Here is a 23,235-nt window from a genome sequence, read left to right as displayed (position 1 = left end):
TGCCCGCAAGCCACCCAAACAACCACCAGCGACAGCCGACCCAACCAGCTGTCACCCACGGCTGCCCGCAAGCCACCCAAACAACCACCAGCGACAGCCGACCCAACCAGCTGTCACCCACGGCTGCTGGAGAGCCGCTCGAACAACCACCAGCGACAGCCGGCCCGTCGCCGGGCGCGCTTCGGCGGGGCTGGGCCGGCGTCGCGCCGGGCTGGGCCGGCGTCGCGCCGGGCTGGGCCGGCTGCGGCGGTCAGGACCGCTCGAGGACGGCCCGCCAGCGGGCGTGCAACCGGGAGTCCGGTGCGTCCACCCGGTCGACGGACACCAGCCGCAGCCCGTCGCCGGCGAAGGCGTCGATCTCGGCGCGGGTGAGTGGCCACGGCGGGCCGTCGTCCTCGCCGGTGATCGCGGCTGCGGCCAGGACCAGGAGGGTTCCGCCGGGGGCGACGAAGGTGCCGACCCGGGCGATCGCCGTGGCCCGGATGGACCGGGGCAGGGCCTGCACGTTGTTGCTCTCCAGGACCAGGTCGAAGGACCGTGCCCAGGTCGTGGGCGGGTCGAGCAGGTCGGCGACGACGTAGGTCACCGTGCTGTCCGGGTGCCGGCTGCGGGCCAGGTCGATCGCGGTGGGTGAGATGTCGAAGGCGGTTGTCGCGTACCCGGCGGCGGCGACGTGCTCGGCGTCGCGGCCGGGTCCGCAGCCCACCACCAGCGCGCGCCGGCCGCCGCCCGGCGGCAGCGGGTAGGCGCGCAGGTGGGCGCTGGCCGTGGGCACGTCCCAGGGGACCTCGGCGCGGCCGTCGCCGGCTGCGGCGTAGAGCGGCTCGAACCAGCCGGTCGGGTCGCCGGCACGCAGGTGGCCGTCGGCGAGGCGCCGCAACTCACTCAACGGGCGATCACCCGGCGGCTCGCTCAACGGGCGACCACCCGGCGCGTCAGTCATCGGGGGACCACCCGGCGCAGCTCGCGCAGGGCCTGGCGCCGCACGTCACCGGTGAGGGTGTCGACGTAGAGCCGGCCGTCGAGATGGTCCACCTCGTGTTGCAGGGCGCGCGCCAGGAAGCCGGTGCCGTGGATGACCAGTGGCTCACCGTGTTTGTCGAAACCGGTCGCGGTCACTTTCAGCGCGCGTGTCGTGTCGTAGCCGAGGCCGGGCAGCGACAGGCAGCCCTCCTCCTCGGTCTGTTCCCCCTCGAAGTCGCTGAGCACCGGGTTGATCATGTGTCCGACCTCGCCGCCCACGTTGTAGGAGAACAGCCGCAGGCTGACACCGATCTGCGGGCCCGCTACCCCGGCGCGGCCGGGTTCACGGACGGTGTCCTCCAGATCGTCGACGATCGCGCGGATCTGGGCGTCGAAATCGGTCACCGGATCGGCGGGGGTGCGCAGGACCGGGTCACCGAAGATGCGGATGGGCCGAACTGTCATGCCGCAAATCCTAGTGAGCCGTCATGCGAAGAGGGCGGGACGGTCGGCGCCCATCAGGTGACGCAACTTGATCAGGGAACGGCGGGTCTGGCTCTTCACCACCTGGACCGGTACGCCCAGTTCCGCGGCCACCTGTTCGACGCTGTGGTCGGCGAGGTAACGCAGCGCCACTATCGTGCGGTCACGGTCCGGCAACCGGGAAAGCGCTCCCAGCAGGTCCAGCCGAAGATCCGGGCTGATCTCGTAGGCCGGCTCCCGCAGCGTGCCGGGGGCGGTCTCGGCGGAGCTGCGGCGCCGCCGGTGGTCCAGGTAGACCCGGAACAGGATCTTCTGGGCGTACGCGGGCAGGTTGTCGCTGTGGCTCGCTCGCTCCCAGCTGCGGAACAGCTTGGTGAGCGTGGTCTGGGTCAGGTCCTGCGCCAGGTGCCAGTCCCGGCACAGCTGGAAGGCGCTGCTCTGCAGCCGCGACAGGAACTCGCGGACGAACCCGGCGAACTCCTCGTGCCGCGTGACGGCGGCCGGGGTGACGCCCTGTCGCGGCGCGGGAAAAAGCCGGCGCGGGGGAAGCTGGCGCGGCGCGAGGGGAAGCTGGCGCGGCGCGAGGAGAAGCCGGCGCGGGGCGGGGGGACGCCGGCCGGTCGGCGGGATGACGCGGAGGCGGATGCCGGACCGGTGGGTTCGCCGGGTGACCGGTTCGTCGAGCTGAAGCATCGGATAGCCCCTCCCCTGGAGCCAGGTGGCCACGCAGCGTGCTGCTGGTGACCTTGATCGGTGACGCGCGGTGGTGAACCTACGCGCTTCGCTGCCCGCCGTGGGGGCAGACGCCGACAGTGGCACGCATCCGGGAGAGAGGGCTCGGAGCAGGCTGTGCGCCGCCTATGGGAGCGTGACCGAGGCCAGTGCGGCCCGGATCGGGGCGGCCTTGGCGGCGGCCTCGTCGACCTCGGCGATCGGGTCGCTGTCCGCGGTGATGCCGCCGCCGGCCCAGGCGTGCAGCCGGGCGCCGTCGGCCGCGACCGTGCGGATGGTGAGACCGAGGTCGAGGTGGTCGTGGCCGAGCCAGCCGGCCCCGCCCATGCTGACGCCCCGGCCGACCGGTTCCAGTTCGGCGATCCGGGACAGCGCGGCCAGCTTGGGTGCGCCGGTCACGCTGCCGCCGGGACAGATGGCCCGAAGCAGGTCGGCGAGGCCGACGTCGCCGTCCAGGGGCGCGGAGACGACGGACTCGGCCTGCCAGAGGCCGACCCACCGGCGTACGGCGAACAGCTCGTCCACCCGCACCGGCCCCGTCCCGGGCAGACGGGCGAGGTCGTTGCGCTCCAGGTCGACGATCATCACATGTTCGGCCCGTTCCTTCGCCGAGGCGAGCAGTTCGCGCAGGCCCGCCTCGGTGGCCGGGCGGGTGCCTTTGATCGGGCGGGTGACGACCCGGCCGTCCCGGACCTCGACGAGGGTTTCCGGTGACGCGGTCGCCAGCGCCCAGCCGGGGCCGGCCAGCACGCCGCCGTAGCGGGCGCCGGGCAGCGCGGCGACCCGGCGCAGGGCGGGCGCCGGGTCGCCGCGGTACGCGGCCGCGGCGTGCCCGACGACGTTGACCTGGTAGACGTCGCCCCGGCCGATCGCGGCCCGCACCTGCTCGACGGCGTGGGCGTGTTCGTCACGGGTCCAGCTGTCGCGCCACGCACCGATCGACCAGCCGGATGCTGTACCAGCCGACGACGACAGAGTAAAGTCCGACTTATGGCGACTTTTTGAGGAATGTTCGTAGACGATGGCATAAACGTCAGGCACAACGGGAACCGGGGAGGGTGCTCCGAGCACCGCACCAGCCATTACGGATCCGGCATCGGCGGATACGTAGAGTGCTGCTCCGCAAATAGTGCTATCGCCGATCGTCCTGTTTTTGTCATCCGTTCGGCCAAGGTTTCGCACCGGCAGTCCGTTGTCGGCCAGGAACCCGGACAGAAGCTCGGCAGGGTCACCGGGATCACCCCGATACCACCGGAAGGCACGTAACGCATGGTGACGGGCTTGGCAGGCGGCCGGTGCGGCCGGCGGGGCCCCGGAGGGAGTGGACAGCAAGTGGTCGACCGGTCCCGTCGCGTGGAGCATCGGAGACGCGGTCCAGTGCGCGAACGGCGTCACCGGGTGGAACCGCCGTCGTTCGATGTGAGGTAACGTCCGACACCGACTTTGTGAACCTTCACACAGCCCCCAACACGGAGAACACCAAGATGTGCCAGCACTTGAACCCCTGTCCTCCAGCCGACGCGACCGACCGCGAGGCCGCCAAGATCATCGTGACGTTCTGCGAACAGGGCTGGTCCCTGCTCTGCAACGGCGTCATCGTTTTCGAGGACACCGGCGAACTCCTGCCGGACGGCACGCTGATCGAGCCGCACCGTGGCCCGGCCGTGCACGCCCTCGCGGCCTGAGCACGGCAGCACCCAGAAGCAACTCAGCGTAACCAGATGAAGACGGCGCAGGCCGCGACCCCCGGGGGACCGCGACCTGCGCATGCGACAGGAAGACTGCCTCAGTCCTCGAACGCCTCCGGCGACGGGCACGAGCAGACCAGGTTCCGATCGCCGTAGGCGCCGTCGATCCGGCGCACCGGCGGCCAGTACTTCGCCGTCCGGTCCACGCCCGCCGGGAAGCCGGCGACCGACCGCGGGTAGGCGTGGTCCCACTCGTCCGCGGAGACCGCCGACGCGGTGTGCGGCGCGTTCGACAGCGGGTTGTCGTCCTTCGGCCAGACGCCCGCCGCGACCTGGTCGATCTCACCCTTGATCGCGATCATCGCGTCGATGAAGCGGTCCAGCTCGGCGAGGTCCTCGCTCTCGGTCGGCTCCACCATCAGGGTGCCGGCGACCGGGAACGACATGGTCGGCGCGTGGAAGCCGTAGTCGATGAGCCGCTTCGCGACGTCGTCGACGCTGACGCCGGTGGCCTTGGTGATCGGCCGCAGGTCGAGGATGCACTCGTGCGCGACCAGGCCGTTGCTGCCGGCGTAGAGCACCGGGTAGTGCTCCCGCAGCCGCACCGCCACGTAGTTCGCGGCCAGCACCGCCGACGCGGTCGCCGCGGCCAGGCCGTCCGGGCCCATCATCCGCACGTACGCCCAGGAGATCGGCAGGATGCCCGCCGAACCGTGCGCCGCCGCCGACACCGCGTGGTGGTCACCCGGCTCCAGGGGGTTGCCGGGCAGGAACGCGGCCAGGTGCGCGCCGACCGCGACCGGGCCGACACCGGGCCCGCCGCCGCCGTGCGGGATGCAGAACGTCTTGTGCAGGTTGAGGTGCGAGACGTCGGCACCGAACTTGCCCGGCTTGGCGAACCCGACGAGCGCGTTGAGGTTGGCGCCGTCGACGTAGACCTGACCACCGGCCTCGTGCACCTGGGCGCACAGGTCGGCGATCGAGGTCTCGTACACCCCGTGCGTCGACGGGTAGGTCACCATGATCGCCGCGAGGGTGTCGCGGTGCTTCTCGATCTTGGCGGCCAGGTCGGTCATGTCGACGTTGCCGTCGGCGTCGCACGCCACCACGACCACGCGCATGCCGGCCATCACCGCGCTCGCCGCGTTCGTGCCGTGCGCGCTCGACGGGATCAGGCAGACGTCGCGGTGGGTCTCGCCGCGGGAACGGTGGTAGCCGCGGATCGCGAGCAGACCGGCCAGCTCACCCTGGCTGCCGGCGTTGGGCTGCACGCTCACCGCGTCGTACCCGGTGATCTCGGCCAGCCACGCCTCGAGCTGCGCGACGAGCGCCTCGTACCCCTGGGTCTGGTTCGCCGGCGCGAACGGGTGGATGTTCGCGAACTCCGGCCAGGTCACCGCCTCCATCTCCGTGGTGGCGTTCAGCTTCATCGTGCACGAGCCCAGCGGGATCATGCCCCGGTCCAGGGCGTAGTCCCGGTCGGAGAGCTTGCGCAGGTAGCGCAGCATCGCCGTCTCGGAGTGGTGGGTGTTGAAGACCGGGTGGGTGAGGAACTCGGTGGTCCGCAGCAGCTCCGCGGGCAGCCGCTCGCCGCCCGCCTCGGCCGCGCCCGCGCCGAACGCGGCGAGCACCACCGCCACGTGCGCGTCCGTCGTGGTCTCGTCGGTGGAGAACGCCACCAGATCCGCGTCCACCAGGCGCAGGTCGACACCCTGCGCCGCGGCGGCGGCCACGACCTCGGCGGCGCGGCCCGGCACCCGCGCGGTCACGGTGTCGAAGAACGCGGCGTGCGCGATCTCCACCCCCGCGGCGGCGAGACCGGCGGCGATCTTGGCGGCCTGCTCATGGGTACGGGTCGCGATCGCGCGCAGCCCGGCCGGGCCGTGGTAGACCGCGTACATGCTCGCCATCACCGCGAGCAGCACCTGGGCCGTGCAGATGTTGCTGGTCGCCTTCTCCCGGCGGATGTGCTGCTCCCGGGTCTGCAGCGCGAGCCGGTAGGCGGGCGCGCCGTCGGCGTCCTTGGAGACCCCGACCAGGCGGCCGGGCAGCGACCGCTCCAGGCCGGCGCGCACGGCCAGGTAACCGGCGTGCGGGCCACCGAAGCCCAGCGGTACGCCGAAGCGCTGCGTGGTGCCGGCCGCGATGTCCGCACCGATCTCCCCCGGCGCCCGCAGCAGGGTCAGGGCCAGCAGGTCGGCGGCGACCGTGACCAGGGCACCCTTGGCGTGCGCGGCCTCGATCAGCGCCCGGTGGTCGCGGACCGCGCCGGACGCGCCCGGGTACTGCAGGTGCAGCCCGAAGAACTCCTCGGGCAGGTCACCGTCGACCAGGACGATCTCGATGCCGAGCGGTTCGGCCCGGGTGCGCAGCACGGCGAGCGTCTGCGGGAGGGTGTCGGCGTCCACCGCGTACACCGGCGTCTTGACCTTGGAGGCCCGCCGGGCGAGGGTCATCGCCTCCGCCACCGCCGTGGCCTCGTCGAGCATCGACGCGTTCGCAGTGGTCAGGCCGGTCAGGTCGGTGACCATGGTCTGGAAGTTGAGCAGCGCCTCGAGCCGGCCCTGGCTGATCTCCGGCTGGTACGGCGTGTACGCCGTGTACCACGCCGGGTTCTCCAGCACGTTCCGCTTGATCACGGCGGGGGTGTGCGTGCCGTAGTAGCCGAGCCCGATCATCGGGGTGGCGACCGTGTTGCGGGCGGCGATCGCGCGCAGCTCGGCGATCGCCTCCTCCTCGGAGATGCCGGCGGGCAGGTCGAGGTCACCGTGGAACCGGATCGACTCAGGGACCGCGGCGTCCATCAGCGCATCGAGCGAGTGGTAACCGACCGACTTGAGCATGTGGGTCTGCTCGTCCGAACCCGGACCGATGTGACGGGGAACGAAGGACGACGACATGGGCGACTCCAGGCGTGAGAAGGTCGACGTGCAACCTCCCCCTCTGTCATACCCACATGCCGGGCATTTCAGAGTCGCCTGCCCACGCGGTCCTTTTGCCTGAGAGGTTCCGGGGAGGATTTGCCCCTTCGGCGCCGTCCTTCGACGAGGACGGTCTCTCCCGTGCGGGTATTGCCGGCCCGACCAACCTACCAGCGCACACCCCGTTGGATCACAGTCCTAGGGTGTCGGTTGTGACGTACACCCCTGACGCGACCCGCTACGGCTCGATGACCTACCGGCGTGCCGGTCGCAGCGGCCTGAAGCTTCCCGCCATCTCCCTCGGCCTCTGGCACAACTTCGGCGACACCCGGGCCCTCGACCGGCAGCGCGAGATCGTGCGCCGCGCCTTCGACCTCGGCGTGACCCACTTCGACCTGGCCAACAACTACGGTCCCCCGCCCGGCAGCGCCGAGTCCAACTTCGGCCGGCTGCTCGCCTCCGACCTCCGGCCGTACCGCGACGAGCTGGTCATCTCCACCAAGGCCGGCTACACCATGTGGGACGGCCCGTACGGCGACTTCGGCTCCCGCAAGTACCTGATCTCCTCGCTCGACCAGTCGCTGACCCGGATGGGCCTGGACTACGTCGACGTCTTCTACCACCACCGGCCCGACCCGGCGACGCCGCTCGAGGAGACGATGAGCGCGCTCGACGCGATCGTGCGCTCCGGCAAGGCCCTCTACGTCGGCATCTCGAACTACAAGAGCGCGCAGGCGGCCGAGGCGGCCCGGATCCTGGGCGAACTGGGCACCCCGCTGCTGATCCACCAGCCGTCCTACTCGATCCTGAACCGCTGGATCGAGCACGACCGGCTCCTCGACACCCTCGAGGACGCCGGTGCCGGCTGCATCGCGTTCAGCCCGCTGCAGCAGGGCCTGCTCACCGACCGCTACTTCCAGGGCGTCCCCGCCGACTCCCGGATCCGCACCAGCGTCTTCCTCAACGAGAGCGCCCTCGACGAGCGCACCATGGGCCGGCTGCACACGCTCAACGACATCGCGAAGCGGCGCGGCCAGAGCCTCGCCCAGATGGCCCTGGCGTGGGCGCTGCGCGACCCCCGGATGACCAGCCTGATCATCGGGGCGTCCAGTGTCACGCAGCTGGAGAACAACATCGCCGCCCTGGCGACACCGGAGTTCTCCACCGCGGAGCTCGACGAGATCGACGCCACGGTCCTCGACCTCTGATGGTGCCGCTCGCATGATGTTCCCGCTCGCTCTGTCGGTCGTGGTCGGGTCCCGGGCCTACGGACTCGCCGGACCCGGCTCCGACCACGACCGGCGGGGCGTGTTCGTCGCACCCACCAAATCCTTCTGGGGCCTCGACAAACCGCCCACCCACTTCGACGGCCCGCGCGACGAACAGTTCAACTGGGAGATCGAACGGTTCTGCGTGCTCGCCGCCCAGGGCAACCCGACAGTCCTGGAAGTGCTCTGGTCCCCGATCGTCGAATCCATCGGCCCCGACGGCGAGGACCTGCTGGGCGCACGGCAGGCGTTCCTCTCCCGGCGGGTGGCGCAGACGTACGGGTCGTACGCGCGCGACCAGCTCACCCGGGTCCGGGCCCGCCGCGCCCGCACCGGCGAGACCAACCACAAACAGGCCATGCACATGATCCGGCTGCTGGTGGCGGGCGCGCACCTGCTGCGAACCGGTGAGGTCCTGGTCGACGTGAGCCCGCTGCGCGACCGCCTGCTCGCGGTCAAACACGGCGACGTCCCGTGGGACGACGTCACCGGCTGGTCGGACCGGCTGCTCGCCGACCTGGACCGGGCGGCGGCCTCGACGTCCCTGCCCGAGCACCCGGACCGGTCCCGCGTCGACGACCTGCTGCACCGGGTCCGGGAACGCAACCTGCACCCCGTACCGTCACCGCCGTGACCACCGACGTCCCCGTGTGGGCCGCCGACGCCGCCCGCGCCCTGCCCTACCCCCTGATCTTCGCCACGGTCAGCGGCGCCCACCTGTACGGCTTCGCCTCCGTCGACTCCGACCTCGACCTGCGCGCCGCCCACCTGCTGCCGGCCGCCGAGGTCGTCGGGCTCCGCACCGGCCCCGACACGCTGCAGCACATGGGCGTGCGCGACGGCGTCGAACTCGACGTGGTCAGCCACGACCTGCTCAAATTCGGCCGGCTGCTGACCGGGCGCAACGGCTACGTCCTGGAACAACTCCTCTCCCCGCTCGTCGTCGTCACCGGCCCGGTGCACGCCGCCCTGCGTGACCTCGCGCCCGGACTGATCACCCGCCATCACGCCCACCACTACCTGGGGTTCGCGACCACCCAGGAACGGCTCTACCGCCGGACCGGGGAACTGAAGCCCGCCCTCTACACCCTGCGGGTCCTGCTCACCGGCATCCACCTGATGCGCACCGGGCACTTGGAGACCGACCTCGGCAAGCTGGGCGCGACCATGCCGTACGTCGCCGACCTGATAGCCACCAAACGACTGGCCGAACACGGCCCGTTCCCACCCGGTGCCACAGCCCGCCTCGACGCCGACATCCCCCGCCTGCGCGCCGAACTGGAAACCGCCCGCGACGCGTCCGCCCTGCCGGACCAGGCCGATCCGGAGGCGCTGGCGGCCCTGAACGACCTGATAGTCACCACCCGCCTCGCCACGGCATAGGTCGCTTTTCGCGCCTTACCTGCCTTGCCCCACCTTGCCCGCGTTGCCGCCCTTGCCCGCCTTGCCGTCCTTGCCCGCCTTGCCGTCGTTCCCCGCGTTGCCGTCGTTGCCCGCCTTGCCGTCTAGCCGCCATACCCACGCGGCTTTCGTCCCTTCCGCACTTCTGGCGCCTCTCGCACCTGCCCGCTGGTTCACGACGGCTCGGGCGCCGGTTCGGGACGGTTCTGTCGGCGTCCGGGCGCGGGCACCGCGAGCCTGCCACCGACGCTGCGGGCGAGGCACATGCAGGCGGTGTGGTGTCTTTTCGCCCTCAACTCTGGCGCATTCCAGCCGCGATCCACCGCACGGAAGTCAGCGTGGCGTTGTTGATCTGCTAGCGCTACGAAATCGCTGTGATCATGGGCCTGAAACCGCAATTTCGCATCGCTAGCAGATCAACATCTCGCCGTGAACGACGCGTTCGGCACTCTCGGGGCCGCTGCAGCCGGTTCGGCGTGGTCGCGCTTGCCGCACCCGGCGTTCGGCGCGGTCGGCGCGACTGCACGCCGGCGTTCGGCGCGCCCGCGACTACACGGCGGCGTTCGGCGCGGTCGGTGCGGTCGGCGACTGCACGGCGGCGTTCGGCGTGGCCGGCGCGACTGCACGGCGGCGTTCGGCATTCGGCTCGGCCGGCGTTCTGCCCCGGGGGTTGCCTGTCCGGCCCGGGTGTCTCTATGGCTTCTGTGCGTGAGGTGGATCCGGGCGCCGGGGCAATCGGCGAGATCTGGGGCATTTCTCATCCCGTACTGGGCGATGGCGATAACTCCGGTGAAGATGTCGCCACGCCCCCTTGGCCGCTCGCAATGACGGTGAACCTCCGGGGCTCTCCGGCATAGCGTTTCGCATCGGAATGGAGCCGCCGCACTCCCCCTAAAGCGTCCTAGGAACCTAGGGGGTTGCCTTTCGGGGGTTGTGTCGGTTTAGGCTGATGCCATGTCCGTCAGCGCAGCCCCGGTCATGCACCTGGCCCGTCCCCACCGGCCGGTCGTCGTGGCGGGCACGCTGAGCGAATTGCGCGGGCCCACGAGCGGGTTCGTCGAATTGCCGTTGCGACTTTGGTGGAACCCGCAGCGGGCGTTCGATCTCGGACAGCGGACCATGCTGTTGTGGATGTATGAGAATGTGCTCCGCGAGGCGATTCGGGTCGACGAACTGCGCGCATTCCTCGACGGCGCCACCCTGACCCGGGTCTGGGCGGATCTCAATCTGCCGCGCGGCGTTCGGGCGGCCTGGGAGGCCCGGCACCCCCGCCTGCGGTCCCGCGTCCCGGCCTGACCGGAATTTCCGGCGCGATAAAAAGGACCACAAACGCAGCGGGTTGAGACCCGGAGCGGATCAAAAGCGCGGGCGGGCCAGCAGCGCAAGCGGACCACCAGCAGGCGGACCACCCGCAGGCGCACCACCAGCAGGCGAAGCAACGGCGAAAGCGGAACACCAGCAGGCGGGCCAGCAGCGGGCGGAACACCAGCGGGCGGGCCAGCAGCGTGCCAGGCACTGCGCGGGAGCCGGCGGACAAAGCGACCAGCGGCACCGACGCACCGGGCGTCTCAGGCAGATCTCGGCCAGTCGGCCAGGCGGGCGCGGAGACGCTTGATCGCTGCGGCGTCCAGCCCGTAGAGGGCGAACCGCGCATCATCCAACCGGTCCAGGTAGCGGCCGGCGTCCGCGATGTCCTCCGGATCGAGTGCCGGGTCGGCCGCGTGCGCCAGGCGCAGGATCTGGTCCAGCGGGTAGCGTTCCAGGGCCGCCGCCACGTCGATGTAGTCGCGGACCTCGCGCCGGTTGACCAGGGCCGCCACCTTCGTCGCCACCAGGTCGTCGAGGTGCATCACCGGGCCCACGTCCATCACGACGGGCGTGCGGTGGCGGTCGAGGCGGCACAGGGTCAGGCGCAGGGCGCGGTCGGTGCTCGCGACCAGGAACTCCTCGATGTCGGCGTTCATGCCTTCGAAGAGTTCGTCGGCTTCTTCGCGTTCGACGCGGTACCCGGCGGTGAGCAGGGCGGCGGTGACCTCGCCGGCGGCCGCCTGCACCGCGCCGGCGGTGTCGGTGAACAGGTCGATGTCCTCGGTGGGGCGGGACACCAGCCCGTTGACCAGCCAGGCCACTCCGCCGCCCAGGACGAAGCCGTGTTTGGTGGCGACGGCGAGGGCGATGCGGGCCACGTCACGGTAGAAGTCGTCGACGCCTGACACGCCGCCCAGGCTAGCGGCACCGGGATGCCGCGTACGCATTGACCTCAAGCGTCCTTCAGGTTCTACGGTCGGCGCATGACCATCTCCCCTGCCGAACCGGCCGCCTACTGGACCGGGGTCGCGTACCAGAAGCTGATCGCTTTCACCCGGGCCCGGCAGGCCGAGCTCGGGTTCACGCAGCCGCAGCTGTGGCTGCTGCGTGCGCTGATCGAGGGCGGTGACGGCCGGACCGTGGACGAGTTGCGGGAGGCCATGCGGGACTATCTGCGGCCGGAGGACGATCTGGTGGCGGAGGCGGAGACGCTCCTGGACGGCCGGCTCGTGGCCGTGGACCGGCTCGGGCGGCTGCGGGTGACGGCGGCCGGGCGGGAGGCCTGCGAGCGGTGGCGGGCGTACGCGCCGCGGATCCGGGCGCGAATCCATGAGGGGATCGACGACGCGGAGTACGTCGCGGCGTTAGCGGTCCTGCAGCGGATGATCCGTAACGTCTCCTGACCGGCGCAGCAGCTCGGTGATCGCGGCCGCGGGCTGCGGCCGGGCGAACAGCCAGCCCTGCCCGGTGTCGCAGCCCAGGGCGCGCAGCCGGTCGGCCTGCGCGCGTGTTTCGACGCCTTCGGCGGTGACGGCCAGGCCGATGGCGTGGGCGAGCCGCACGATCGTGTCCACGATCTGCTCGTCCACGACCGAGGCAGCCGACAAAAAAGACGACGGAACGGACGGCGAGGCGGACGACGACGAGGGCGGCGACGCGGGCGAGGAGGCCGCGAGCCCGTCCACGAACGGCCCGGCCAGCTTCAGGATGTGCACCGGCAGCCGCCGCAGGTACGCCAGATTGGAGTACCCCGTCCCGAAGTCGTCGATGGCGATCCGGATGCCGCGGTCGGCGAGGGCCCGCAGCGGCGCCGAGTCGTTGTCCATCACGGCGCTCTCGGTCAGTTCCAGCACGAGCAGGGCCGGGTCGAGGCCGGTCCGGGCCAGGATCCGGGCCACGTCGGACGGCAGCGACGGCTCGTGCACCTGGGAGACGGTCATGTTGACGCTCACCGGCAGCGGGCGGTCCGGGAAGTGCCGCGCCCACTCGGCGGCCTGCGCGCAGGCCTGCTCCAGGACGCGGCGGCCGAGCGGCAGGATGACGCCGGTCTCCTCGGCGAGCGGGATGAACCGGTCCGGGGAGAGTTCGCCGTGGTCCGGGTGCTGCCACCGGACCAGCGCCTCCACCCCGGTCATCCGCCCGTCGGCGAGCGCGACGAGGGGCTGGTAGACCAGGGTGAACTCCTGCCGGTCCAGGGCGTCGGGGATGGCTGCGGCGAGTTCGTAGCGGGCGGCCTGGCGGGCGTCGCGGTCGGCGTCGTAGGTGACGTACCGGCCGCGGCCCTCCGACTTGGCGACGTAGAGGGTGAGGTCGGCGGCTTTCATCAGCTCGGCGGGGCTGGTCTCCTGGACGCCGGCCTCGACCACGCCGATGCTCGCCGAGACACGGGTCCGGTGCCGACCGAGCTGGACCGGCTGGGACAGCACGTCCAGCACCCGGGCGGCCAGGCCGGTCATCTCGTCCGGGCCGGCCGGGTCCTCGACGAGCAGCACGAATTCGTCGCCGCTGACCCGCCCGGCAACCCGGCCTGGTCCGCTCGCGCACCGGGCGAGCCGGTCGGCGACGGCGACCAGGAGTTCGTCGCCGACCTGGTGGCCGAGCGTGTCGTTGATCCGTTTGAAGCCGTCCAGGTCGAGGAAGCAGACACCGACCCGGGTGTCCGCGCCGGCCTCCGTGAAGATCCGTTCGAGCCGGTCGGCGATCATCGCGCGGTTGGGCAGGCCGGTGAGCGGGTCGTGGGTGGCCTGGTGCTCTGGGCGGTCCTGCAGGCGCAGCCGGTCGGTGATGTCCTGCACCATGGCGATGGTGAACTCGGGCGCGCCGTCGTCGTCGCGGATCAGCGACGACGTCAGGTCGGTCCAGACCACGCCGCCGTCGCGCCGGGGATACGCCTTCTCCAGCCGTACGTGATCACGCTTGCCGGCGACCAGTTCCTCGTAGAGCTGCCACATGTCGGGCGGGTCGCTGGGGTGGGCGAGGTCGGGCACCCGGAGCCGGGACATCTCGTCGACGGTGTAGCCGAGCAGGTCGGCGAAGGCCTGGTTGACCCGGACGATCCGGCCGTCCATGGTGCTCACGCCGATGCCGACGGCGGCGTTCTGGAAGATCGCCCGCATCCGGGACTCGCCGGCCCGCAGCGCGCGTTCGGCGGCGGCGTGCGCGGCGAGCACGGCTTTGGTGAGGCGTTCCTGCTCGGCCAGGGTGGCGGCGCGCAGGGCCCGGGCGTACCCGGCCGCCACCCGCGCCGCCACCTCCTTGTCGTCCAGGATCCGGATCGTGGCCGCGAGCACCGACGGATCCGTCAGATGCGCCTCCACCAGCCCCGCGCCGGCCGCCTCAGGGTCTTTTCCCAGCAGCGCCGCCAGCCGCGACAGCAGCGCGTCCAGGGCCGCCGAGTCGAGGGGGACGAACATCGAACGGGTCAGCTCACGCCGCCACCGCCGAGCGAACACCCGTCAACCCTTGCGAGCCACACCGGCGTACGCCCCGACGCGCTCGGGATGCTCGTCGACCGGGTCCTGCGGGTCCGGCCGCCACCGCGGTATGAACACCAGTCCCGGCTCGACCAGGGTGAAGCCGTCGAAGTAGGCGGTGATCTCGGCGGCGGTGCGCAGCGCGATCTCGGTGCCGGTCCGTGCCGACAGCCGCTGCGCCTCGATCACCTCGGGCGGCTGTCCGTCACCGGTGGCGTGCGAGATGAGCAGGTAGCTGCCCGGCGCCAGGGCCGCGCGCAGCGCCGCCACCGCCGCACCAGGCCCGTCGCCGTCGGGCACGAAGTGCAGCACCCCGGCGAGGAGTACGGCGACCGGCCGCTCGAAGTCGATCAGGCCCAGTTTCCCGGTCTCCGCGAGGATCCGGTCGGCGTCACGCACGTCGGCGCAGATCACGCCCGCGCCGTCGACGCCGGCCAGGATGGCCCGGCTGTGCTCGACAGCCACCGGGTCGATGTCGACGTAGACGACCGTCGAACCGGGCGCCGCGTCCAGGGCGATCTCGTGGACGTTGCCGGCGGTCGGGATGCCGGAGCCGATGTCGAGGAACTGCCGGATGCCCTGCCCGGCCAGGTACCGCACCGCGCGGCGCAGGAAGACCCGGTTGGAGCGCATCGTCTCACCGATGTTCGGTGTCATCGACGCGATCTGGTCGGCGAGCTGCCGGTCGACGGCGAAGTTGTGCGCCCCGCCGAGGAAGTAGTCGTAGACGCGGGCGGAGCTGGGCCGGTTGACGTCGATGCCGGCAGGCACCCACTCGGTTCCCTCGGGCACGAGCGATCCCTCCACAGTCATCGATCAACTCCTCCACAGTCATCGATCAACGACCGTACCCGAAAATCTTCGCCGCGAGGTCCGTCATCACCTCCGTGGCGCCGCCGCCGATGCCCAGGATCCGGGAGTCGCGGTAGTGCCGCTCCACTTCGCTCTCCCGCATGTAGCCCATCCCGCCGTGCAGTTGCACCGCCTCGTCCACCACGTACTTGCAGGCGTCCACGGCGGCGTTCTTGGCCAGGCAGACCTCGCCGGCGACGAACTCACCGGCGGCGTGCCGGCGGGCGACCTCCCGGGTGTAGGTGCGGGCCAGCTCGATGCGCTGGCGCATCTGGACGAGTTTGTGCTGGACCACCTGGCGGGACACGACCGGCTTGCCGAACGTCGCGCGCTGACGCACATACGACAGGGTCAGATCAAGACAGCGCTGCGCGACCGAGTACGCGTGCACGGCCGCGATGATGCGTTCCGGGACGAACACCTGCCCGATCAGCGCGAATCCGGCGTTCTCCGGGCCGATCAGGTTGCGCGCCGGCACCCGGCAGCCGGTGAACGAGAGCTCCGCGGTGTCCGAGCAGAGCCAGCCCATCTTGTCGAGTTTGCGGGAGACGGTGAACCCGGGCGTGTCCTTCTCGATCACGAGCAGGCTGATGCCGGCGGCGCCTGGCCCGCCGGTCCGCACGGCGGTGGTGACGAAGTCCGCCCGGACGCCCGAGGTGATGAACATCTTCGCCCCGTCGACCACGTAGTCGTCGCCGTCCCGGACCGCGGTGGTGCGCAGGTGGGCCACGTCGGAGCCGGCGTCGGGCTCGGTGATGCCGAGCGCGCAGACCAGCTCGCCGGCCAGGGCGGGCCGGACGAACCGGTCGATAAGTGCCTGGTCGCCACTGGCGATGATGTGCGGCAGCGCGATGCCGTGGGTGAACAGCGCGGCGTGTGCGCCGGAGGAGCCGCCCGCCTCGAGGAACGCCTCGGTGGCGAGCACCATGTCGACGGTGTCGCCGCCTTCGCCGCCGATCTCCTCGCCGAAGCCGATCGCGTACAGCCCGGCCTTGGCGATCCGCCGGTGCGTCTCCCGGGGGATCTCGCCGGCGCGCTCCCACGCGGGCAGGTTCGGCAGCACCTCGCGGGCGGTGAACTGCCGCATCGTGGCTGCCAGCGCGGCGCGCTCCGGAGTTTCGATCATGCTCGGCTCCTTCGATGGTTCTCGACCAGGGTGTCCGGGTCGCGGCGGCCCAGCAGGACCGCGGCGGCCCGTTTCCAGCGGCGGATCAGCAGTTCCCGGCTCGCCAGGTCGCCGCTGACGATGCCGGTCATGGCGAGGCCGGTGAGCACCTCGAACGTGAAGTGCACGACGGTGTCGACGCGTGGGTCGTCGTCGATCAGGTCGCGGGCGTGCTCCCGCAGCGTCCCGAAGATCTCCTTCTCGACGGCCACCAGGGCGGCACGCAGCGCGGCGTCGGTGCGGGCGGCGTTCCACAGTTCGAGGGCGGCCCAGAACAGCGGCGAGGAGAAGTGCCGCCAGACGACGTCGATGAACGCGTCGAGGGGCTCGGCGCCGGCCGGCGTGGCGGCGACCTCGGCGGCGACCCCGTCGAGGCGGCGGCGCGCCACGTGCTGCACCGCCGCGACGAGCAGGTCAACCTTGGTCGGGAAGTGGTGCAGCAGGGTGCCGCGGGGCACGTCGGCACGGGCCAGCACCTCGGCCGTGGTGGTCTCGGCGTAGCCCCGCTCGACCAGGCACTGCACTGTCGCGTCCAGGATCTTCGATCGGGTCGCCTCGCTGCGCTGGGCCTGGGTGCGCCGGCCCGAGTGTTCCAATGTCACGGCGCTAACCGTACGACTTGACGGTTAGTTCGGTCCACACCGGATTTCGCCCGCATGATCGCGGGCCTTGCCGTGACCCCCGTCACTCCCTTACCGTCACGCCAGACTGTTAGGGAGATGTCGATGCCCGTTCGCCGGCACCTGTCCATGCTTCGCGCGCTCGCCACGGCCGCCCTGACCCGCCGTGCCGCGCCGCCCGCAGGGGCCGCCGGGCTGACGCCGCCGCCGCGGCAGCTGACGTACCCGTACGCCGCGCAGATCACCGTCCCCGCGCCCCCGGACCGGGTGTTCCCGCTGCTCACAGACCCGGCGCGGATGGCGGACTGGTTGGTCCTGCACACCGGCTGGGTGACCGAGCCGCCGGCCACGATGGCCGACGGCGTGCGCTTCGCGCAGCGCATCACGCTGATGGGGATGCCCGCGGAGGTGCGCTGGACGGCATCGGGTGTACGGGCGGAGCGCACCGTCTGGCTCGACGGCACCGGGCCGATGGGCATCGTCGTGGCGCTCTACCTCTCCCTGGCCCCGGCTGCCGACGGCACCGTGGTCCGCATCGACGGCGGCGTGCAGGGCGGGTCCGCCGACGGACCGCTCGGTCCGATGGTGGCGCGCAACCTGGCCGACGCGATGACCACGTCCCTGGCCCGTCTGAGCGCGCTCGTCAGTGATCCTTCCCGGTCACCGGCGGGCCCCGTACCCCCGAAGAAGTCGTCCGCCGCCGACCCGCCGCCTCGGGAGCGTCTGGCCCGGTCCGCGCCGGTCCGGCACGACCGCACCGGGCAGGAGATCGACCCGTGGACGCCGGTGATCGTCGGGGTCGGGCAGGTGTCCGAGCGGTCCACCGATCCGCTCGGCGCCGACCCGGCCTCGCTCGCCGTGCGCGCCCTGCGGATGGCCGAGCAGGACAGTGGCGCCGCCGGGTTGCTCGCCCAGGCCGATGCGGTGGCCTGGGTGCCGAGCGTGTCCTGGCAGTACCCGGACGGCGCCGCCCTGATCGCCGCCGCCGTCGGCGCCACCCCGGCCGAGACGGTCCGCAGCAGCACCTTCGGCGGCGACGGCGGCCTCCGGCTGATCAACGACGCGGCCGCAGCGATCAGCAACGGTCACGCCGCAGTGGTCCTGGTGGCCGGAGCGGAGGCCGCCGCCACCGCGGCCGCCGCCGAGAAGGCCGGTCACCCCCTGGGCTGGCCCACCCAGCCCGACGGCACCGCACCGAGCCGGGTCGTCGGCCGCGACGCCGAACCCCACAACGGACCGGAGACCGCCGCCGGCCTGGTCGCGCCGATCTACGTCTACGCGCTGCTGGAATCCGCCGTCCGCCGCCGGTCCGGCCTCTCCCCCGCGGCGCACCGGGAACGCATCACCACTCTTTGGGCGCGGTTCTCCGACGTGGCCGCCGGCAACCCGTACGCCTGGCTGCCGCAGCGCCGCACCGCCGCCGAACTCTCCACACCCACCGCCGAGAACCGCCCGATCGCCGCGCCCTACCCGAAACTGCTTACCGCGAACCTGCAGGTCAACCAGGCCTCCGGCGTGATCGTGTGCAGCGCCGCCGCGGCGCGGGAGGCCGGCGTACCGCAGGACCGCTGGGTGTTCCCCCACGCCGGCGCCCACGCCACCGACGAATGGTTCGTGAGCGAACGCGCCGACCTGGCATCCTCACCGGCCGTCGCCGCGATCGGGCAGGCGGTACTCGCCCACACCGGCCTCACCATCGACGACATCGACCACGTGGACCTCTACTCGTGCTTCCCGTCGGCGGTGGAGATCGCCGCCGCCGAACTGGGCCTCGCCCTGGACCGCCCCCTGACCGTCACCGGCGGCCTGACCTTCGCCGGCGGCCCGGGCAACAACTACTCCGGCCACGCGGTCGCGACCCTGGTGCCCCTGCTCCGTTCCGACCCGTCCGCCGTCGGCCTGTCCACCGCCCTCGGCTGGTACGCGACAAAGCACGCCGCCGCCATCCTCTCCGCCCGCCCACCCACCACCCGATACGCCGACATCGACGCCGACCCGCGCCTGCCCCGCCCACCGGCCCGGCGAGCCCTCTCCTGGCCGGAGCCCGCAGGTTCGACTCCACCTTCGTCGTCGCCGCCCGCCCCCGCTCCCGCGCCGGAGGTGACGGCCGTGCTGGAGGCCTGCACGGTCGTCTACGACCGGGACGGTCAGCCAACCGCAGCGATCATCACCGCCCTGACCGAACCCGGTTCGCGCGTGGTTCACCGGTCCACCGACGCCGGACTGATCGACCGGCTCCTGAACGAGGATCCGCTCGGCTGGCGGCTGCTCTTCACCGGCGGCGGCGTCACCGTCACCGGCACCACGCCCGCGCCGCTGCCGCCGCCGCCGGAACCGCCGGTCCTCCTCGAGTGGCACGGCGCGGTCACCGTGATCCGGCTCAACCGGCCGGCCGTACGCAATGCCGTCGATCTGGCCTGTGCCAAGGCGCTGGAACGGGCCGTCGACGCGTTCGAGGCCGACCCGGACGCGCGCGTCGCCGTGCTGACCGGCAGCGACACCGTGTTCTGTTCCGGGATGGACCTGAAGGCCGCCGCCCGCGGCGAGTACCCGATCACCGAGGGGCGGGGCCTGCTCGGCATCACCGCGCGCCCGCCGGCGAAGCCACTGATCGCCGCGGTCGAGGGTGCCGCGCTCGCCGGGGGCTGTGAGCTCGCACTCGCGGCGGATCTGATCGTCGCCGCCGAGGACGCCCAGTTCGGCATCCCCGAGGTCCGGCGTGGACTTGTCGCGGCGGCCGGCGGCGTACTCCGTCTCGCCCGGAGCCTGCCCCGCAGCACCGCCCTGGAGCTGGCGCTCACCGGAGCGCCGATGCCGGCCCGCCGGTTGCACGAATTAGGCCTGGTCAACCGGGTGGTCTCGCCCGGTAAGGCTCTGGAGACCGCGATCGAGCTGGCCCAGGAGATCGCCGCCAACGCACCGCTGTCCGTTCTCGCATCCAAGCGCATCGTCGACGAGCACCGCGACTGGAGCACCGCGGAGGCCTTCGACCGTCTCAACGACATAGCCGGCGAGGTGATCGGCTCCGCGGACGCCACCGAAGGCATCCGCGCCTTTGCCGAGGGCCGAGCCCCCCGATGGAAGGGCTTCTGATGAGTACGCTCGAGCACCTGCACGCCGTCCTGCGGATGCACCAGATCGGCATCGTCAACCTCGCGCGCCCGGACCGGCTGCTCCGGATGGCCGCGAACAACGGCCGGCTGGGCCCGCAAGCCGCTCTGATCATGAAGGCGGCCGCCGAACACCCGGACGCCCCCGCGCTCACCGACGAACACGGCACCCTGACCTACCGCGAACTCGACGCGCAGTCCAACGCCCTCGCGCACGCCCTGAAGAGTTTCGGCCTGCCGGACCGGTCCGTCGTGGGCGTCCTCGCCCGCGACCACCGGGGCCTGATCCTGGCCATCAGCGCCACCGCGCGGGCCACGCTGCGGCTCGCGCTGATGAACACGGGCCTGGCGAAACAGCAGCTCGCCGAGGTGGTGGCGCGGGAGAAGGTACGCGTCCTGCTGCACGACGACGAGTTCGCCGACCTGGCCTCGGCCGTCGACATCCCCCGGTACCTGACCTGGGGTTCGGTGCCGGGCACCACCACGATCGAGGAGCTCGGCGCCGGCCGGCCCCGCACGCCGCTGCCGCTGCCCGACCGGCCCGGCGGGTTCATCATCCTGACCAGCGGCACCACCGGACTTCCCAAAGGCGCCCCGCGTACCAAGGTGTCGCCGCTGGCCAGCGCCCTGATCGCGGACCGGATCCCGTTCCCCCGCCAGGGTGCCGCGGTGTTCGCGTCGCCGCTGTTCCACAGCACCGGGTTCGGGTCGTGGACGGTCGGCCTGTCCCTGGCGAACCACGCGATCCTGCTGCGCCGCTTCGACGCCGAAGCGATCCTGCGGGCGATCGCCGAGCACCGCGCGCAGATGCTCGTCGCCGTGCCGACGATGCTGACCCGGATCCTGGCCCTCGGGCCCGACGTGATCGGCAAGTACGACACGTCGTCGCTGCGCAGCGTCTTCGTCGCCGGTTCCGCCCTCGCGCCCGACCTGACGAAACGGTTCCACGAGCAGTTCGGCGAGGTGGTCTACAACGTCTACGGCTCCACCGAGGTCGCCGTGGCCACTGTCGCGCAGCCCGCCGAGGCCCGTCGCGCGCCGGGCACCGTCGGGAAGCCGCCGGTCACCGTACACGTGGCGCTCTTCGACGCCGCCGGCAAGCGGATCACGGCGCCGGACACCGTCGGGCGGGTGTTCGTGCGGACCGGCATCCCCTTCGAGGGGTACACCGACGGCCAGCAGAAGCAGATCATCGACGGCTACATGTCCACCGGCGACCAGGGCCACTTCGACGCCGAGGGTCTGCTGTTCATCGACGGCCGCGACGACGACATGGTCATCTCCGGCGGCGAGAACGTCTACCCGGTCGAGGTGGAGAACCTGCTCGCGGCCCGCGAGGACATTCTCGAGGCCGCCGTCATCGGCGTACCGGACGCGGACTTCGGGGCCCGGCTGCGCGCCTTCGTCGTCCCCGCCGACGGGGCGACCCTGGACGCCGCCGAGATCAAGGAGTACGTGAAGGGCTCGCTGGCCCGCTACAAGGTGCCCCGCGACGTGGTGTTCCTGCCCGAACTTCCGCGCAACCCGACCGGCAAACTGCTGCGCCGCGACCTGCCTGCCGACTGACCCGGCCGGCGGGCGTCAGTCGTAGACGGGTTGTTCCGCGTCCCGCAGCTGCCGGCCGACATGGTCCCGCAGCGCCGTCAGGTAGGTGGTGGCCAGCTGCCCGAGTTGCTCGATCTGTTCGAGAAGGGCGGCCCGCTCCACCACGATCCGGCTGAGGGCGCCGTCGTGGTCGCGTTTCGCGGCCGCCTCGATCTGCTCGGCAGCGATCTGCGCGTCGGCGACCATCGCGTCACTCCTGGCCTGCGCGTCGGCGACCAGGCCGTCGGCCTCGCCGCGCGCCTCGCGCAGGTGGTCGTCGGCGGTGCGCTGCGCCATCATCAGCACCCGGACGTTGCGCTCGTCCCCGCCGCCGGCGAGGGCGCCCGCGGCGGTGGCACCGCGGGCCCGCTCCAGCTCGGCCTGCAGGTCGCGGGCCTGCTGCTCGGCGCGGTCACGGTCGGCGCTCAGCTGCTGCAGCATCATCCGCAGGGCGTTGACCTCGTCCTCCGGACGGGTGACCCGCACGCGCAGCGTGCTGTTCTCCTCGATGAGGCGGGACAGTTCCTGTTCCACCTCGTCCAGGAAGGCGTCGACCTCTTCCTCGCCATACCCGCGCCGGCCGGCCGGCGGCGCTTTGAAGGCCATGTTCTGAATGTCGGCTGGGGTGAGTGGCATCCTGATCCTCTTCGCGTGGGGCGCGCGCTCCAGCCTACGCGCTCGCCGCACCGATGTGGCCGAGCAGTGCGCGCAGAGCACCGGCCGGTGGAACCCGGGGCCCGGTCCAGACGGCGCGCAGGTCACGGTCCAGACGAAGACCCTCCAGGGGTACGGGTCTCAGCCGCCCCGCACGAAGATCGTCCGCGACGGCGAGGCGGCTCACCACGGCCGGCGCCGCCCCGGCGAGGACCGCGGCCCGCACCGCCGCGGCGGTGGACAGCTCCAGGACGGGAGGCTCCTGCCGTACGCCCTCGCCCAGAGCCGCCGCCAGCGCGGCCGTGAGATAGTCGCGGGTCCCCGAGCCCGGCTCCCGGGTGACCATGGCGGTGGCCGCCAGTTCCGCCGGGGTGACCGGCGCCCGCCGGGCCGCCCACGGATGCCCGGGCGGCGCCACCAGCACCAGTTCGTCGTGCCCGACGACCCGGCTGCGCAGCCCCCGCGGCTGCCGCGGCCCCTCGACGAACCCCAGATCGGCCTGCCCGGCACGCACCTGCTCGATGACGTGGTCGCTGTTGGTGGCGGTCAGCACCACCCGGATCGGGGTGTCGCCGCGCCGTTCCGCGTCCGCCCGCAGACCGACCAGCCAGCCCGGCAGCAGGTGCTCGGCCACGGTGAGGCTGGCGCTGACCCGCAACGTGCTGCGGCTGTCCTCCCGCAGCGCCGCCAGGCCGGCGTCCACCTCGGCGGCGGTCTGCAGCAGCCGGTCCGCCCACTGGACGACGACCCCGCCCTGCGCGGTGAGCCGGGCACCGCGCGGGGTGCGGGTCGCGAGGCGTACGCCGGTGCGGGCCTCGAGCGCGGCAAGCCGCGCCGACACCGCCTGCTGGGTGAGTCCAAGATCACGGGCGGCGGCGCTGAGGCTGCCGGTCCGGGCCACCGCGACCAGGACCTCCAGCGCGGAGAGGTCCGGCATGCGGGGGCTCAAGGTCACAACATCGGAGGGTACGGGCGGCTCGTCCGGCGCGGCCGCACAGGTTCGCTTAGAGTAC

Annotated in this window: 20 protein-coding genes and 1 riboswitch; of the genes, 8 read left to right on the top strand and 12 right to left on the bottom strand. The window is 72.0% G+C overall.

Features of this window, described 5'->3' with window-relative positions; all coding sequences use genetic code 11:
* Positions 1-250: 250 nt before the first annotated feature.
* The 4 genes from LPA41_RS35570 to LPA41_RS35555 all read right to left on the bottom strand — a co-directional run bounded on the left by LPA41_RS35570 (position 251) and on the right by LPA41_RS35555 (position 3,540).
* Entirely contained in the window at positions 251-889 is a 639-nt protein-coding gene (locus LPA41_RS35570) for a bifunctional 2-polyprenyl-6-hydroxyphenol methylase/3-demethylubiquinol 3-O-methyltransferase UbiG (RefSeq protein WP_229075644.1), read from the bottom strand.
* Between the two features lie 50 nt (positions 890-939).
* On the bottom strand, positions 940-1,428 hold the full coding sequence (def, locus tag LPA41_RS35565) for a peptide deformylase (protein ID WP_229075643.1): 489 nt from the start codon (positions 1,426-1,428) through the stop codon (positions 940-942).
* 21 nt (positions 1,429-1,449) lie between these two features.
* Positions 1,450-2,139 carry a sigma-70 family RNA polymerase sigma factor gene (locus tag LPA41_RS35560; RefSeq protein ID WP_229075642.1) on the bottom strand — a complete coding sequence of 230 codons (690 nt, stop codon included), beginning with the start codon at positions 2,137-2,139 and terminating at the stop codon, positions 1,450-1,452.
* Between the two features lie 165 nt (positions 2,140-2,304).
* Positions 2,305-3,540, bottom strand: coding sequence for a chorismate-binding protein (locus tag LPA41_RS35555; RefSeq protein WP_229075650.1), 1,236 nt, complete (start codon positions 3,538-3,540; stop codon positions 2,305-2,307).
* A 122-nt stretch (positions 3,541-3,662) separates the two neighbouring features.
* Between LPA41_RS35555 and LPA41_RS35550 the strand changes: the two genes are divergently transcribed.
* Positions 3,663-3,863: a DUF5999 family protein gene (locus LPA41_RS35550; RefSeq protein ID WP_229075649.1), complete on the top strand. Its 201-nt coding sequence runs from the start codon at positions 3,663-3,665 to the stop codon at positions 3,861-3,863.
* A 101-nt stretch (positions 3,864-3,964) separates the two neighbouring features.
* On the opposite strand, the gene gcvP is transcribed toward LPA41_RS35550, so the two are convergent.
* The gene (gene gcvP, locus LPA41_RS35545) at positions 3,965-6,766 is read right to left on the bottom strand and encodes an aminomethyl-transferring glycine dehydrogenase (RefSeq protein ID WP_229075641.1); all 2,802 of its coding nucleotides are present in this window, start codon (positions 6,764-6,766) and stop codon (positions 3,965-3,967) included.
* Between the two features lie 77 nt (positions 6,767-6,843).
* A riboswitch (glycine riboswitch) is annotated at positions 6,844-6,939 on the bottom strand.
* Positions 6,940-6,999: 60 nt separating this feature from the next.
* Between gcvP and mgrA the strand changes: the two genes are divergently transcribed.
* The 4 genes from mgrA to LPA41_RS35525 all read left to right on the top strand — a co-directional run bounded on the left by mgrA (position 7,000) and on the right by LPA41_RS35525 (position 10,752).
* Complete coding sequence (gene mgrA, locus LPA41_RS35540) at positions 7,000-7,995, top strand: L-glyceraldehyde 3-phosphate reductase (RefSeq protein WP_308036660.1); 996 nt, start codon at positions 7,000-7,002, stop codon at positions 7,993-7,995.
* A 16-nt stretch (positions 7,996-8,011) separates the two neighbouring features.
* A complete protein-coding gene (locus tag LPA41_RS35535; protein WP_229075647.1) occupies positions 8,012-8,689 on the top strand; it encodes a DNA polymerase beta superfamily protein in 678 nt (225 codons plus the stop codon).
* The gene (locus LPA41_RS35530) at positions 8,686-9,438 is read left to right on the top strand and encodes a DNA polymerase beta superfamily protein (RefSeq protein ID WP_229075640.1); all 753 of its coding nucleotides are present in this window, start codon (positions 8,686-8,688) and stop codon (positions 9,436-9,438) included. The genes LPA41_RS35535 and LPA41_RS35530 overlap by 4 nt, the downstream gene beginning before the upstream one ends.
* A 972-nt stretch (positions 9,439-10,410) precedes the next feature.
* On the top strand, positions 10,411-10,752 hold the full coding sequence (locus LPA41_RS35525; protein ID WP_229075639.1) for a hypothetical protein: 342 nt from the start codon (positions 10,411-10,413) through the stop codon (positions 10,750-10,752).
* A gap of 272 nt (positions 10,753-11,024) precedes the next feature.
* On the opposite strand, the gene LPA41_RS35520 is transcribed toward LPA41_RS35525, so the two are convergent.
* The gene (locus LPA41_RS35520; RefSeq protein ID WP_229075638.1) at positions 11,025-11,672 is read right to left on the bottom strand and encodes a nucleotidyl transferase AbiEii/AbiGii toxin family protein; all 648 of its coding nucleotides are present in this window, start codon (positions 11,670-11,672) and stop codon (positions 11,025-11,027) included.
* Between the two features lie 75 nt (positions 11,673-11,747).
* Here LPA41_RS35520 and LPA41_RS35515 point away from each other — a divergent pair, with 75 nt between their 5' ends.
* Complete coding sequence (locus LPA41_RS35515) at positions 11,748-12,167, top strand: MarR family transcriptional regulator (protein WP_229075637.1); 420 nt, start codon at positions 11,748-11,750, stop codon at positions 12,165-12,167.
* Here LPA41_RS35515 and LPA41_RS35510 read toward each other — a convergent pair.
* The 4 genes from LPA41_RS35510 to LPA41_RS35495 are packed head-to-tail and all read right to left on the bottom strand — an operon-like array spanning position 12,129 to position 16,856.
* Positions 12,129-14,177: a putative bifunctional diguanylate cyclase/phosphodiesterase gene (locus tag LPA41_RS35510; protein ID WP_374238249.1), complete on the bottom strand. Its 2,049-nt coding sequence runs from the start codon at positions 14,175-14,177 to the stop codon at positions 12,129-12,131. The two genes, LPA41_RS35515 and LPA41_RS35510, sit on opposite strands and share 39 nt — an antisense overlap.
* A gap of 42 nt (positions 14,178-14,219) precedes the next feature.
* A complete protein-coding gene (locus LPA41_RS35505) occupies positions 14,220-15,050 on the bottom strand; it encodes an SAM-dependent methyltransferase (RefSeq protein WP_229075635.1) in 831 nt (276 codons plus the stop codon).
* Between the two features lie 25 nt (positions 15,051-15,075).
* Positions 15,076-16,215, bottom strand: coding sequence for an acyl-CoA dehydrogenase family protein (locus LPA41_RS35500; RefSeq protein ID WP_229075634.1), 1,140 nt, complete (start codon positions 16,213-16,215; stop codon positions 15,076-15,078).
* A complete protein-coding gene (locus tag LPA41_RS35495) occupies positions 16,212-16,856 on the bottom strand; it encodes a TetR/AcrR family transcriptional regulator (RefSeq protein ID WP_229075633.1) in 645 nt (214 codons plus the stop codon). Before LPA41_RS35495 ends, LPA41_RS35500 begins: the two co-directional genes overlap by 4 nt.
* A gap of 123 nt (positions 16,857-16,979) precedes the next feature.
* Here LPA41_RS35495 and LPA41_RS35490 point away from each other — a divergent pair, with 123 nt between their 5' ends.
* Positions 16,980-19,967, top strand: coding sequence for a crotonase/enoyl-CoA hydratase family protein (locus tag LPA41_RS35490; protein WP_229075632.1), 2,988 nt, complete (start codon positions 16,980-16,982; stop codon positions 19,965-19,967).
* A complete protein-coding gene (locus tag LPA41_RS35485) occupies positions 19,967-21,550 on the top strand; it encodes an acyl-CoA synthetase (protein ID WP_229075631.1) in 1,584 nt (527 codons plus the stop codon). The genes LPA41_RS35490 and LPA41_RS35485 overlap by 1 nt, the downstream gene beginning before the upstream one ends.
* A 15-nt stretch (positions 21,551-21,565) precedes the next feature.
* Here LPA41_RS35485 and LPA41_RS35480 read toward each other — a convergent pair whose 3' ends face one another.
* Together LPA41_RS35480 and LPA41_RS35475 are read right to left on the bottom strand one after the other, a co-directional pair.
* On the bottom strand, positions 21,566-22,204 hold the full coding sequence (locus tag LPA41_RS35480) for a DivIVA domain-containing protein (RefSeq protein WP_255691171.1): 639 nt from the start codon (positions 22,202-22,204) through the stop codon (positions 21,566-21,568).
* Positions 22,205-22,238: 34 nt separating this feature from the next.
* Positions 22,239-23,177 (bottom strand): LysR family transcriptional regulator, encoded by a 939-nt coding sequence (locus tag LPA41_RS35475; RefSeq protein WP_229075629.1) that lies wholly within the window; start codon positions 23,175-23,177, stop codon positions 22,239-22,241.
* Positions 23,178-23,235: the final 58 nt, after the last annotated feature.

It is taken from the genome of Actinoplanes sp. DH11, assembly GCF_020873875.1.
Lineage (GTDB): Bacteria > Actinomycetota > Actinomycetes > Mycobacteriales > Micromonosporaceae > Actinoplanes.
The sequence above is the reverse complement of the archived record's forward strand: the minus strand, read 5'-3'. Positions and strand labels throughout refer to the sequence as shown.

Excerpts from the sequence above, each read along its gene's own strand:
- def (WP_229075643.1), bottom strand. The coding sequence starts at position 1,428 with ATGACAGTTCGGCCCATCCGCATCTTCGGTGACCCGGTCCTGCGCACC.
- LPA41_RS35560 (WP_229075642.1), bottom strand. The coding sequence starts at position 2,139 with ATGCTTCAGCTCGACGAACCGGTCACCCGGCGAACCCACCGGTCCGGC.
- LPA41_RS35555 (WP_229075650.1), bottom strand. The coding sequence starts at position 3,540 with ATGCTCCACGCGACGGGACCGGTCGACCACTTGCTGTCCACTCCCTCC.
- LPA41_RS35550 (WP_229075649.1), top strand. The coding sequence starts at position 3,663 with ATGTGCCAGCACTTGAACCCCTGTCCTCCAGCCGACGCGACCGACCGC.
- gcvP (WP_229075641.1), bottom strand. The coding sequence starts at position 6,766 with ATGTCGTCGTCCTTCGTTCCCCGTCACATCGGTCCGGGTTCGGACGAG.
- LPA41_RS35535 (WP_229075647.1), top strand. The coding sequence starts at position 8,012 with ATGTTCCCGCTCGCTCTGTCGGTCGTGGTCGGGTCCCGGGCCTACGGA.
- LPA41_RS35525 (WP_229075639.1), top strand. The coding sequence starts at position 10,411 with ATGTCCGTCAGCGCAGCCCCGGTCATGCACCTGGCCCGTCCCCACCGG.
- LPA41_RS35515 (WP_229075637.1), top strand. The coding sequence starts at position 11,748 with ATGACCATCTCCCCTGCCGAACCGGCCGCCTACTGGACCGGGGTCGCG.
- LPA41_RS35510 (WP_374238249.1), bottom strand. The coding sequence starts at position 14,177 with ATGTTCGTCCCCCTCGACTCGGCGGCCCTGGACGCGCTGCTGTCGCGG.
- LPA41_RS35505 (WP_229075635.1), bottom strand. The coding sequence starts at position 15,050 with ATGACTGTGGAGGGATCGCTCGTGCCCGAGGGAACCGAGTGGGTGCCT.
- LPA41_RS35500 (WP_229075634.1), bottom strand. The coding sequence starts at position 16,215 with ATGATCGAAACTCCGGAGCGCGCCGCGCTGGCAGCCACGATGCGGCAG.
- LPA41_RS35490 (WP_229075632.1), top strand. The coding sequence starts at position 16,980 with ATGCCCGTTCGCCGGCACCTGTCCATGCTTCGCGCGCTCGCCACGGCC.
- LPA41_RS35485 (WP_229075631.1), top strand. The coding sequence starts at position 19,967 with ATGAGTACGCTCGAGCACCTGCACGCCGTCCTGCGGATGCACCAGATC.
- LPA41_RS35480 (WP_255691171.1), bottom strand. The coding sequence starts at position 22,204 with ATGCCACTCACCCCAGCCGACATTCAGAACATGGCCTTCAAAGCGCCG.